Below are 12,059 nucleotides of genomic sequence, written 5' to 3'. Positions count from 1 at the left end.
GATGTCACACAAACTTCATGATTGAGGAGTAGATCGGCAAAAAAAAAGCAGCAGCCCGAAGGCTGCTGCGATTGCATTGCGGCTGAAGCGAAGCTTACAAAGGACGACCGATAGCGTTGCAGACGCTGGCGTTGTTGATGTCCAGGTTGTTGCCCGAAGTGTTGGTGACGAAGTTGGCGGTCACAGCGGCTTTCCAGTTGGTTGGAACCGGAGTGAAGCTGTGCGCGATGGTGGCAGCGTTGTTGCCCGGGTTGCCGTAGTGAGTGGTCAGGAAGCTGCGCACATCGTTGGCCACGGCTGCATCCTTGTAGCACTGACCGAAGATGAAGTTGGTGTAAGCGACGATCGGGTAGCCGCTCGCCGGGTTAGGCACAACCGGTACCCACTGCGCCGGGTTGGCAGGCGCGGCTGGCAGAGCGGCCGAACCCAATGCCAGAGAAACGTTGGCAGTGGTTGGCTGCACGCCGTTGACACGGGCAACAACAGCGTTGCTCGCGGCGTTCACACCGTCCGGACCAACATAACCGATCGAACCGTCAACGGCGTTGACCTGGGTGGCGACGTCAGACGTACCGGCAACACCCACCCAGTTCGCTGGCAATGCGGAGCCGGCTGGCAGGCGAGCGTTGGTGAAGGTGGAGTTGGTGGCGAACTTGGTCGGGCAGATCGAGTTCAGGTGGCGAGTGAGGATTTCCGAGGTGCCGCTGGAAACGTTGCGATAAACAACGCGAATCGGCGTGGTGTCGGCAGTACCCAACAGTGCACCCCAAGTGGTTTTGGCGCCCGAGAAGGCATCACACAGCTGAGTGCTGGTCAGGTTCAGCGCGGTCTGGCCAGACTTTTTGTAAGGAATGGCAACCGAAGTGGCCACCGAAGGCAGTTGGATCAGCGGGCCGTACGAAGCGCCGTAGGTGCTGTTGTAGGTGCTGATTTCCGTAGCGCTGAGGATCGAGTCGCTACCGGCGAAGTGCACCGAACCGGTGGTGCTGAACAGCGCGGAGTTGTTGGTCAGGAAAGCCGTTTTGCCAGTACCGCTACCGGTGCCCAGGTAGCTGAAGTTGGCTGGCAGGATGCTGTTGGCAGAACCTTTGTACAGAGCGGCAGGCAGAGTCGCGCCACCACCGGTAACGTTGGCGGCCATGGCCTGGGCGGAAGCCAGAGCGGCGACAGTCAGTGAGGCGGCGATCAGAGTGCGCTTGAACATGAAGAATCTCCTTTTCAACTAGGTTTGGGAACACAGGTTTCGGAAAGCTTGCATGACACTGGGAGGACTCACCCAAGCCCTCGCTAGCGTTGGCCTTGGTTAAGTCGCACTGAGAAATTCGCAGTTTCCGGTGACAGATAAAGGAAAAAACCTCGGGAGGTGAGCGGTGTTTCTGAAGGGATTTTCTCGGGTGTTTGTCGGGTGTCGTGCAGCGTCTGGATCGGGGGTTTGGCGGAATCGGGCTGGAGGCGTTGGCGGGTGGTTGCAGATGACAGAAAGGAGAACCCGAGGATGGTTCTTTTGAGGGTCGGGTGATGCTGAAGTCCTGGGAAAAAGATTGGATTTTTTGTTGCCCTGATTGGCCCCTTCGCGAGCAAGCTCGCTCCCACATTTGAAATGCGTACCCCTGTAGGAGTGAGCCTGCTCGCGATGAGGCCCTGCGCAACAACACCACTACTGGACCAGTTGATTGATCTCAATGATCGGCAGCAACACCGCCATCACAATCACCAGCACTACCCCACCCATCACCACAATCATCAGCGGCTCCAGCAACGCGGTCATGCCCATCGCTCGCCGCTCGATATCGCGCGACAGGGTTTGTGCCGCACGCTCAAGCATCGGCGGCAGCGAGCCGGTTTTCTCGCCACTGGCGATCAGATGAATCAGCACTGGCGGGAATACGTTCTCCACGCGCAATGCAGCGGCGAGGTTGACCCCTTCGCGCACTTTGGCCGTTGCTTCAGTGACGCTCAAACTCAAGCGGTCGTTGGACAGGGTCTGCCGCGCCGCCTCCAGTGCGCGCAACAACGGCACCCCGGCGCCGCCGAGAATCGCCAGCGTCGAGGCGAAACGTGCGGTGTTCAGGCCCAAGATGAAGCGCCCGAACAGCGGCAACTTCAGCACCCGATGATGCCAACTCAAACGTGCCGCCGGATTGCGCAGGTACAAACGCCAGCTCCAGAAACTTGCGGCCATGATCCCAGCGCACAGCCAGCCCCAACTGCGGATGAAATCACTCGCGTTGAGCATCGCCAAGGTCAGCCCGGGCAAATCCTGCCGCGCCTGGGAAAACGCGCTGACCACCTGCGGCACCACGTAACTGAGCAGGAAAATCACGATGCCGATCGACACCAGACCGACCACGCCCGGATAGATAAACGCCGTGAGAATCTTGCCGCGCAGGTTGTTGCGTTCCTCGATGTAATCCGCGAGGCGTTCCATGACCTGCGCCAAATCACCGGACTCCTCACCCGCCGCAATCAGCGCACGGTAGATCTCAGGAAAGTCTCGCGGTCGCGCGGCGAGGGATTCCGCCAGACGCATGCCGCTGCGCACATCCGCACGAACAGCGCTGAGGGTGTGGGCGATGTGCTTTTTCTCGGCCTGCTCCACCGTGGCGCTCAACGCGGCCTCCAGCGGCAGACTGGCGCCGAGCAGACTCGCCAGCTGCCGCGTGGCCCAGGCCAGATCGTTATCGGAAAGTTTGGCGCGGAACAATCCACCGCCGCCGTGACTGGCGACGTTGCTTTCTTTGTGCACCGACAACGCGGTCAACCCGCGCGCGCGTAACGTTGTAAACGCGGCAGCCTGGCTGTCCGCCTCAAGGTGCCCGGATTCGATCTTGCCGGTCGCATCGGCAGCTTCAAAACGATAGCGATTCATCAGGCGTCCCGTGTCACACGGAGGATTTCTTCAGGGGCGGTGGCGCCGCTGCGGATCCATCGCTCACCGTCCTCGCGCAGGCTGAACATCCCGGCTTTCGCGGCTGATGCGCGCAAGGCCTGCTCCCCTGCCCCTTGGTGAATCAGGGTGCGAATGTCGTCGTCGATGCAGAACAACTCGTGGATGCCGGTGCGGCCGCTGTAGCCGGTCTGATTGCACGCCGGGCAGCCGACCGGTCGCCAAGTGCCCGGTGTCGCCGGGTCTTCCTGCTTGCACTGATTGCACAGCCGTCGCACCAGTCGTTGTGCGAGCACGCCGAGCATCGACGAGGCCAGCAGAAACGGTTCGACGCCCATGTCGATCAAGCGGTTGACCGCCGACACCGCGTCGTTGGTGTGCAATGTCGCCAGCACCAAGTGCCCGGTCAACGAAGCCTGCACGGCGATTTGTGCAGTTTCGAGATCGCGGATCTCGCCGATCATGATGATGTCCGGGTCTTGCCGCAGGATTGCTCGCAGCGCCAGGGCAAAAGTCATGTCGATCTTGGCATTGACCTGGATCTGGCTGATGCCCGGCAGGTCGTATTCCACCGGATCCTCGACGGTGAGAATGTTGCTGGTACTCGCATCCAGCCGTGCCAATGCGGCGTAGAGGCTGGTGGTTTTGCCGCTGCCGGTCGGCCCGGTGACCAAAACGATGCCGTGGGGCTGGCGGATCAGGTGATCGAGTTTGGCCAGCACCTGCGCGTCCATGCCCAGTGTTTCCAGATGCAGACGCCCGGCCTGTTTGTCGAGCAGACGCATCACCACCCTTTCGCCATGACCGGTGGGCACGGTTGAAACACGAATATCAATCGGCCGCCCGGCCACGCGCAAAGCGATGCGTCCATCTTGCGGCAGGCGTTTTTCGGCGATGTCGAGCTGGGCCATGATCTTGATCCGCGACACCAGCGCACCGTGCAAAGCCTTGCGCGGTGAGACCACGTCACGCAGCGTGCCGTCAACGCGATAGCGCACCACTGAATGGGTTTCGAACGGTTCGATATGAATGTCGCTGGCCTCGTCGCGCGCCGCTTGCGTGAGCAAGGCGTTGATCATGCGGATCACCGGCGCGCCGTCCTGGGTGTCGAGCAGGTCGGTGATTTCCGGCATGTCCTGCATCAGCCGATCCAGATCAACTTCGTTTTCCGCTGCCCCGACCACCGCCGCCGCACTGCCTGTATCCGCATAGGCACTGGCGAGCAAGCCATCCAGTTCATCATCGCGCACCCGCTGAATCGTGGTCGCGCCAAACTGCCGCCGCGCCTCGCTGATCGACCAGCCCGGCGTTGACGGGCACACCGTCAGCACGCCATCGCACAACAGAATGCGCTGCGCCTTGGCCCAGGCGTAAGGCAGCGAACTCATTGGATGGGCACCGCTTTGATCGTCGCTCGCGGCCCTGAGGCGGGCATAACCGCCGGAACCCCTTGCGCCGCCGTCGGCAACTGTGGTGCCTGCATGTCCGGCATCGCCCAGCTGCGTTCCGGCTGCAAACCACCTTGCGCCCGGCGCATGAAGTCGTAGCGGTTGAGGGTAATGCTGCGCCCCGCTTCGCTGTCGCGGATGATGTACGGACGCAGGAACACCATCAGGTTGGTCTTGGTAATCGCCCGGCGTTCATTGCGAAACAGCGCGCCGATTCCCGGCAGACTGCCCAGCCAAGGCACCGCCTCATTGCTCTGGCTGTAACCGTCCTGCAGCAACCCGCCAAGGACCATGATCTGCCCGTCGTCGAGCAAAATACTGGTGTCGATTGCACGTTTGTTGGTGACGATGCCCGTCGATGTCGCGCTGTTGGAAGCGCGTTCGTCGATGCTGCTGACCTCCTGATAGATATCGAGCTTGACCGTACCGCCCTCGGAAATCTGCGGACGCACGTTGAGCTTCAAACCGACCTCTTCCCGGGTCACGGTTTGGAACGGGTTGTTGCTGGTGCCGCCACCGCCAGTCACGTAACTGCCACTGACAAACGGAATAGTCTGGCCAACAAAAATACTCGCCGCTTCGTTGTCCAGCGTCAGCAGGTTCGGCGTCGACAGCACGTTGGTGCCGCCCTTGCTCTTCAACGCCCGGGCCAGCACTTTCAGGTCAAGAATCTTGCCGATCCCGGGGATATCGACGGTGCCGTTGACGTAGCCCAGATTCAACCCCTGAGGCAGCACATCGATGCTGGTTTTGCCGTTGGTGTTGAGCCCCGAACCACCGAGATTCGCGCCACCGATCACGCCGTTGCCACCGAGATTGCCGGTCTGCCACTGCACACCGAACTCACTGGCATCGTCCTCGCCGACTTCGACGATCAGGCTCTCGATCACCACTTGCGCGCGGCGCTGGTCAAGCAGATCGATCACCTCGCGCAAGTTGCGATACAAAGGCTCCGGCGCGGAAATCAGCAAGGTGTTGGTGGTGGCGTCCGCCTGAATGGTCACGCCGCCGGCACTGAAAGCGACGTTCTGCTCGCTGCTTTGCGCGCCGCCGCTACCAGTTGTGCCGCCACTGCTGCCCTGGGCGTAACTGCCGCCCGTGCTGACGCTGCTATTAGTCGATGTAGTGCCGCTGCTTTGCGTACTACTTTGGCCATTTTGCCCAGCGCTATCGCCAGTACTTGCGCCCATGGCACTGAGCACCGAACGCGCACTGTCGCTGCTGCCGCTGTCACTTTCACCCGTGAGCAACCCGCGCAAGGCCTGCGCCAGTTTCGCCGCCTGCGCGTTACGCAGATAAACCACATGCAGATTGCTCGGATTGCTCTGCGCGTTATCCAGTTTGTAAATCAGATTACGCGCCAGCTCCGTACGCTCCGGGCTGCCGGCGCGAATGATGATGGTGTTGGAACGCGGATCACCAATCACCGCGATTTTCTGCGTCGGATCATTGCCCGGCGCATCCAGCAGATCCGCGACCATCGGCGCAATGTCGGCAGCGATGCCGTTCTGGATCTGCACCACATCGGTGTCGATCGCACTCGGCGAATCAATGCTCGCGATCAACTGCGCAACGCGGGTCAGGTTCTCGGCGTAATCGGTGATGACGATGGTGTTATTGCCCGGATAGGCGTTGATCGGATTGTTCGGCGAAACGATCGGCCGCAGCACCGGAATCAGGTTCACCGCGTTCTCGTATTGCAAACGAAACGTGCGCGTGAGCATGCCGTTGCCGGCCGGTTTGTCGGCACTGTAAATCGGCCCGCCGAGCAACTTCGCATCCGCCTCCGGCACCACCTGCGCCACACCGCCCACATCAACCACGCTGAAACCCTGCATGCGCAGCGCCGCCAACAACATGTCGTAAGCCTGCCGCGCCGGCACCTGACCTTCCGAGACCAGCGTCAACGTGCCCTTGACCCGAGGGTCGACCAGAAACTGCTGCCCGGTCGAACGCGCCAACGCGCGCACCACCGCTTGAATATCCGCGTCGACAAAATTCAGCGTCACCGGTTGATCGCCCAAAGGATTACTCGGCAAGGCAATGCCCGAAGCCGCCGCCCCACTGCGCGCACTCTTGCTGATGTTGTGCAACTGCTTCGGCACAGGTCGCGCTTGGGCCTGCGCACGTTCGCGATCGAGCACCGCGTCGCCGCTGCGCTGGGTGTTGGCCAGCGGCCGGCCCAGCTCGCTGTCGACCAGCAACGGCGGCTGATTCTGCGGCGTGCTGGTGTTGCTGCACGCGCTCAACGCCATCAGCAGCATCGGCAACGCCAGACGTGCCGGTTTGGATCCTGACCCCTTCATGAAGCTTCCTTAGCGCCCAGCGCCTGATCCATGCGAACGGTGCCTGACAAAGTGCCGGCGGTGACTTCGGTCGAGGGGTTGTCTGCGCGTTGCAAACGGGCCTCGACCACTTGCAGAGAAAGTTGTGCCGGGTTGCTCAACAGCCAGTCGAGCACGGCGTCGGCCGGCGCCGCATCGAAGGTCAACTGCCAGGCGCCCTGTGCCTCCTGTAATTGGTAATGCCCCGCCAAGCCACTGGCCTGAAGGGTTTGCTCCAAAGACTGAGCGACGCTTTGCCCGTCCGGGCGCACGCTGACTTCGCGCAACAGCACTTCCAGCGCTTCGGTCTGGGCGCGCAGCTTTGGCGTTTCGGTTTGCCAATAGGCGATTTTCTTCAGCGGCGGCTGGATCAGCGCGACCCACAGCAGCAGGCCGATCAGCGCTATGGCCATGCCGCCGACCATGCGTTTTTCGCGCAACGCCAACGGCTGCCAACGCGCCTGCACCTGAGCGTTAAAGCGTTGCCACTTGGCGCGATAGAGCGCGAGCGAGGCCTTATTCATCTTCTTCTGCTCCGCCGCTGTCATCGCTGTCGCTTGGGCTGGCTTCAGTGGCCGGACGCAACGTCCAGCCCTCGTCATCTGCCGTCACGCTGATACCAGCCTGGGCCAAGGTGCTTTGCCACTCCTGATCATTGCCGCCGCGACGGGCTTCACTCAGCAGACTCAGTTGCAAGGTGCCCTCGACAAACGCCAGCCGCTCGACACTGCCAGCCATCGACGGCATGCCGCTGCCGGCCTGCAACACCAGACGATTGAAGGTCTGCGCCGGATCATCCGCCGCGCCCTTCTGCCGCGCCGCCAATTGCTGACGCGCCTGTTGCAACGGGTTGAGGATCACCGGCAACTCAGGGAAGGCCTGCTTTACCCGCAGGTTCATCTGGGTTTTCAGTTGCTGGCCCTGCCCGGCTTCGCGGGCGGCATACAGGTTCAAACCGATCACCCACACCGCCACGGCCAACGCCGACAGACCAATGGCTCGGCCCCAACCGCGATGCTCGGTTTGTTGCTGCTGGACCGCGCCATGCAGTCCCCAACCGGGCAACGGCCCAGTCCAGCGCTGCGCATCCGCCATCGGCAGTTCAGCGCCCGGCGGTGGTTGATCCCCGATCCAGTGCAACGTGCTGCCCGGTTCCCACATAACACAGTCGAAACCGTCATCGAACAACGGCTGCACCCGCGCCGCTTGTACGCTATCGCGCAGCAACAAATGCCCGTCCTGCACGCAAGCAACGGTCCCCGGCAACACCGGCAAACGATACGGCGCCGGGTAGAGACCACGCAGGTTCAGCCCAGCACTTTTCAGCAACTGGCCAAAACGCAACAAAAGCTGTCGAGGCGCCCAGGCGATCTGCACCTGCCCGGCCTCGTCCCGCGCGCTGTGCGCAATGTGCATCTCGCTGCTGTCGCCCAGCATCAAGGCCTGCGCCGCACACTGCACCGCCGCGACAATCTTGTTGGCGGGCAACGGCGGTAAATCGAGACTCGCCAACAGGCTGTCAGCCGGGTGCAGAAAACACACCAGCGGCGGCAGTTTCGACTGCTGGCTCAACTGGCGCAGACTGAGGCGTTCTTCCCGCGTGACCTGGCCCTGACGATCCAGCCAGGCGCAGTGCAATTCACTGTGCAGATCCAGCTCCGCCAAGGGCGGCAACGCCACTTTCAACTGGCTCATACGCCCACCCGCGACCAGATCACCTGCGGCAAGCGGTCCTGGCTGCGATGCAGCAACGCCTCCAGACTGACCCGCCGCTGATCACGCCGCGCCTCACCGCGCAGGCGAAACCAGTCACTGGTGATGCCGACCTTGACGCTGGTCAGCTCCAGTTGCGGCATGCGCAAACGGTTAACAAAATCGCCACGGTTGATAAACCAGCGCCCGGCATCGCGCTCGGCAATCAACGCATTCGCGCGCTCCAGCGACAGCCCCGGCACATACGCAGCCAAAACCGGCGCGGTGGCGGTGTTGCCGTTGAGCCAAGTGGTCGCGGGGATCACAGTCAGGTACGGCGCCAGTTTGCCGATCAGCGCCTCATTCACGCCGTCGACACTGCGCAAATCATCGATGCTGCGCAGCATCGGCAACGTCGGCTTCTGCGGTTTGTGTGACGCATTTGGCGAGGTCGCGCGGCCACTGTCGAAACCACTTTTCGGCGCCTCGGCCATCTGCGCATTCAGCAGTCGCGGGTACGAAGCGATCACCCGCTGACTGATGCGCTGACTCAACCCGGCACTGACCCCGATCAACTCACACAAGCGCTGAAACGCCGCGACCTGCGCCTCATCAACCCGCTCATTGGCCACCAGATTGCGCAGGTTGAACTTGCCCTGCTCATCCTCCAGTCGCCCTTCAAAACCTTGCGCGGAGAGACGCTGCGTCCACGGCTGATCGAGCCGGGTCAACGGATCGCGCTGACGTGCGTCCCACAACAATTGACGACTGATCTCCAACCCACCCAGCACCAGCCAACGCCCCTGCACACGCTGCTGATCCGCCTCCAGCGCCCGGGTCGAAACGCTCTGGCGCGTCAACATGCCCGCCGCAATCACCGCCACCACGGCCGCAATCAACAACGCGCTGATAATCGCCATGCCCTGTTGCTTCGCCCCCTCAGGCGAACGGCTGTTCATGGCCGGCCTTACAACTGCCAGGAACCGATATCGGCATTCACGCCGTCGCCGTCCGGCTGACCGTCGGCACCGAGGGAAAAAATGTCGATCTCGCCATTCGCGCCGGGGTTGAGGTACTGATAAGGCCGCCCCCACGGATCGTTCGGCAAGCGCTCCAGGTACGAGCGCCAATTGCTGTTCTTCGCATCCGCCGGCCGCTCCACCAACACCTTCAGCCCCTGATTCATGCTCGGGTAAGTGCCGTGATCGAGGCGATACAACTTCAACGCCTGCATCAACCCACCAATATCCTGCTTCGCCGCCGTCGCCCGCGCCTGATCCGGCCGGTCGAGCACCTTGGGCACCACCATCGCCGCCAAAATCCCCAGAATCACCACGACCACCATGATCTCGATCAGGGTAAAACCCTGCTGCCCACGCGGCTTGCGCAACGGTTGCTGAAGCGATTTGAAAGGTGCGATATCCATCTCGACATACCCTGGCTTGATTCGATTCGACGCGCAGTGTTGCAAGAAGATATGTCAGTGATGTTGAAAATCCTCGGGTGTTTTCGTCGTCAAGCCGTCAAGCACGCGGGTTAGCGTCGAGGGCTGGGTTTTGGCTTTGGGCGGTTTATGCGTGCGCGTTCGCGGGAAGAGGGTTTCACGTTGATTGAGGTGCTGGTGGCGCTGGCGATTATTGCCGTGGCGATGTCGGCGGCTGTGCGCGTGGCGGGGTTGTTGACGCAAAGTAGCGGGGTTTTAAGGGATCGGTCGGTGGCGATGATTGCAGCGCAGAGTCGGATGGCGGAGTTGCGGCTGGAAGGCAGGTTACCGATGGGTATGAAAGCGCTGGATTGTGATCAGGGGCGGTTGTTGCTGCGCTGTGAACAGGTGATCAGCGCAGCCGAGAACGGCCGCTTGCTCAAGGTTGGGATTCAGGTGTTTGACCGCAACCAGGACGCGCCACCGTTGGCCAGGCTTGAGACTTTAATGTCCCGAACCGAAAGCCCCTCACCCTAGCCCTCTCCCAGAGGTAGAGGGGACCGATTCGGGGATATTCGAGAGTTACACCGACTTGAACGTCTTTCGTTGAATCCAAAATCGCCAAGCTCACAAAGCCAAATCGAAGGCCCTTCACCAAAGCCATAATCGCTAAGTTCCTTCACCGAACCATAATCGCCAAAATCTTCCAGGTCGACGTACCCCGCAAGACACCTCGGTCGGCCCCCTCTCCCTCCGGGAGAGGGCTGGGGTGAGGGCTGCTTCTACTCGCAACCCCCAGAATCACCAAAGCCATAATCCCCACGATCTTTCAGGTCGACGTACCCCGCAAGACACCTCGATCGGCCCCCTCTCCCCCCGGGAGAGGGCTGGGGTGAGGGTAGCTTTTGCCCCCCATCCCGGAAGAATCATCTACAGAAACTGAGACCGGCCAGAAGCCATCATTGCCATGACAATGGTATCGTCCCCTCCTTTTCCAAATTTCTGACAGATTATGAATAGAACCAAATCCACAATCTGGGCCATTGCTCCCGCACCAGCCATCCCTGAATCACCCGCTCTTCCAATTGAGTCTGCAAACCTTCGACCCGCTTGCTTCGAGCCGCCCTATGCTGTCATGAGTATTCTCCCGTGCTCTCGTTGATGGATGTCTACAGGCCCAACACATCGCAGAACGCGCGACTGAATGAGTTGCTGACTGTGAGCGAAGCCAATATTGACAGTGCTGAATCCACAGCCGACCTATTGAAGGTGATCCACGAGTTCGCCTCCTACGATGGCCCGCTCAAATTCAATTGCACACGCGCATGGTGTTTTTTCGGTACTGGCCTGCTATTGATTGCGGGCGCTGTAGTCCTTTTTGGGTATATGAATACCTATTCCGTCGTTTCTTTCTTTCAACGTCTGCAAATTGAGCCTGGCTTGGTCGGCGCAGTCACTGGTGTGCTAGGCATCGGGTTCGCCGTTGGGAGCATGAAATGGATGACATCCAAAGCTGATCGCTTGCCATCGCTCAGCCGAAGAATTGCTGAACTGTCCTCCTACTTCCACAACGGGTTGATGTTCCTGGAAGAAGACTCGGACTGGACCCTCGACGAACTGGATGCGCAATTTGGTGACTACACTCGAGGCAACTACAGCCGAGAGTTTGTCGAATCGATAGAGGGAGTATTTACCGGCACACTGCGTGAGCTTCCTTACAATTACCGCCAACTGCACTACGTCAACAAACGAACGGTGCAAGTCACGGTGACCGACAAAGACGGCAAAACCAAAACGGAGACGCGAGTGGTGTATGACCACTACGACCGGTACAGTTTGGTCATCGACTTTCCCTGGGTCACCGGGATATCGGTCAGATCTGATGACCAATCAGAGAACGACTACTCATGGCCGATGGACACGGCATCTCCGGACTTTAATAAAGCGTTCTGTTTGACTGGGCAGAGCGAGATACTCTGCGCGAAATTCATCAAACCTTCGACAGTGCTGCACTTGTTGAAGCTATTCGACATCCTCCATCGTCCGAACCTGGAGTTCTCCGACAATGGCAAGCTGTGCCTCAGCTTCGCGAGCAGCGACCTGCTCGCGTTCGGCACTGAGCATACGCTGGCTTCACCCAACGAGTTTTACGCAGAAATTTCTGCGGGTGTCGCACTGCCCCGCCTGATGTCTGTGCTCCAATGGAGCCATGCACTCACTGAACTGCACGATGACAACTTTGCCTTGACCGCCACTCCCCCAAAAAAACGCAAAGAGAAGTAAGC

10 protein-coding genes are annotated in these 12,059 nt (G+C 60.5%); 2 read left to right on the top strand and 8 right to left on the bottom strand.

Translation table 11 applies throughout. From position 1 onward, the window contains the following. Window positions 1-94 precede the first annotated feature (94 nt). The 8 genes from ACOYXE_RS05555 to gspG form a co-directional block, all read right to left on the bottom strand. Window positions 95-1,204 carry a substrate-binding domain-containing protein gene (locus ACOYXE_RS05555; RefSeq protein ID WP_460928119.1) on the bottom strand — a complete coding sequence of 370 codons (1,110 nt, stop codon included), beginning with the start codon at window positions 1,202-1,204 and terminating at the stop codon, window positions 95-97. Between the two features lie 453 nt (window positions 1,205-1,657). Further along, on the bottom strand, window positions 1,658-2,869 hold the full coding sequence (gene gspF / locus ACOYXE_RS05550; RefSeq protein ID WP_160057184.1) for a type II secretion system inner membrane protein GspF: 1,212 nt from the start codon (window positions 2,867-2,869) through the stop codon (window positions 1,658-1,660). Continuing rightward, window positions 2,869-4,275 carry a type II secretion system ATPase GspE gene (gspE, locus tag ACOYXE_RS05545; RefSeq protein ID WP_460928117.1) on the bottom strand — a complete coding sequence of 469 codons (1,407 nt, stop codon included), beginning with the start codon at window positions 4,273-4,275 and terminating at the stop codon, window positions 2,869-2,871. The genes gspF and gspE overlap by 1 nt, the downstream gene beginning before the upstream one ends. After that, window positions 4,272-6,641, bottom strand: a complete 2,370-nt coding sequence (gspD, locus tag ACOYXE_RS05540; protein WP_460928115.1) for a type II secretion system secretin GspD — start codon at window positions 6,639-6,641, stop codon at window positions 4,272-4,274. The genes gspE and gspD overlap by 4 nt, the downstream gene beginning before the upstream one ends. Continuing rightward, a complete protein-coding gene (gene gspM, locus ACOYXE_RS05535; protein ID WP_460928113.1) occupies window positions 6,638-7,183 on the bottom strand; it encodes a type II secretion system protein GspM in 546 nt (181 codons plus the stop codon). Before gspM ends, gspD begins: the two co-directional genes overlap by 4 nt. Then, window positions 7,176-8,354 carry a type II secretion system protein GspL gene (gspL, locus tag ACOYXE_RS05530; protein ID WP_460928111.1) on the bottom strand — a complete coding sequence of 393 codons (1,179 nt, stop codon included), beginning with the start codon at window positions 8,352-8,354 and terminating at the stop codon, window positions 7,176-7,178. Before gspL ends, gspM begins: the two co-directional genes overlap by 8 nt. After that, window positions 8,351-9,310, bottom strand: coding sequence for a type II secretion system minor pseudopilin GspK (gene gspK, locus ACOYXE_RS05525; RefSeq protein WP_460928109.1), 960 nt, complete (start codon window positions 9,308-9,310; stop codon window positions 8,351-8,353). The genes gspL and gspK overlap by 4 nt, the downstream gene beginning before the upstream one ends. An 8-nt stretch (window positions 9,311-9,318) precedes the next feature. Beyond that, on the bottom strand, window positions 9,319-9,777 hold the full coding sequence (gene gspG / locus ACOYXE_RS05520; RefSeq protein WP_150602716.1) for a type II secretion system major pseudopilin GspG: 459 nt from the start codon (window positions 9,775-9,777) through the stop codon (window positions 9,319-9,321). A 147-nt stretch (window positions 9,778-9,924) separates the two neighbouring features. Here gspG and gspI point away from each other — a divergent pair, with 147 nt between their 5' ends. Together gspI and ACOYXE_RS05510 are read left to right on the top strand one after the other, a co-directional pair. Continuing rightward, complete coding sequence (gspI, locus tag ACOYXE_RS05515; protein WP_460928107.1) at window positions 9,925-10,311, top strand: type II secretion system minor pseudopilin GspI; 387 nt, start codon at window positions 9,925-9,927, stop codon at window positions 10,309-10,311. Window positions 10,312-10,992: 681 nt separating this feature from the next. Then, the gene (locus tag ACOYXE_RS05510) at window positions 10,993-12,057 is read left to right on the top strand and encodes a hypothetical protein (protein WP_405123454.1); all 1,065 of its coding nucleotides are present in this window, start codon (window positions 10,993-10,995) and stop codon (window positions 12,055-12,057) included. The last annotated feature ends 2 nt before the right edge of the window (window positions 12,058-12,059 follow it).

The sequence above is a fragment of the Pseudomonas sp. MC6 genome (assembly GCF_054790575.1).
This window is presented reverse-complemented; position numbering and strand designations above follow the sequence as displayed.

Excerpts from the sequence above, each read along its gene's own strand:
- ACOYXE_RS05555 (WP_460928119.1), bottom strand. The coding sequence starts at position 1,204 with ATGTTCAAGCGCACTCTGATCGCCGCCTCACTGACTGTCGCCGCTCTG.
- gspF (WP_160057184.1), bottom strand. The coding sequence starts at position 2,869 with ATGAATCGCTATCGTTTTGAAGCTGCCGATGCGACCGGCAAGATCGAA.
- gspE (WP_460928117.1), bottom strand. The coding sequence starts at position 4,275 with ATGAGTTCGCTGCCTTACGCCTGGGCCAAGGCGCAGCGCATTCTGTTG.
- gspD (WP_460928115.1), bottom strand. The coding sequence starts at position 6,641 with ATGAAGGGGTCAGGATCCAAACCGGCACGTCTGGCGTTGCCGATGCTG.
- gspM (WP_460928113.1), bottom strand. The coding sequence starts at position 7,183 with ATGAATAAGGCCTCGCTCGCGCTCTATCGCGCCAAGTGGCAACGCTTT.
- gspL (WP_460928111.1), bottom strand. The coding sequence starts at position 8,354 with ATGAGCCAGTTGAAAGTGGCGTTGCCGCCCTTGGCGGAGCTGGATCTG.
- gspK (WP_460928109.1), bottom strand. The coding sequence starts at position 9,310 with ATGAACAGCCGTTCGCCTGAGGGGGCGAAGCAACAGGGCATGGCGATT.
- gspG (WP_150602716.1), bottom strand. The coding sequence starts at position 9,777 with ATGGATATCGCACCTTTCAAATCGCTTCAGCAACCGTTGCGCAAGCCG.
- gspI (WP_460928107.1), top strand. The coding sequence starts at position 9,925 with ATGCGTGCGCGTTCGCGGGAAGAGGGTTTCACGTTGATTGAGGTGCTG.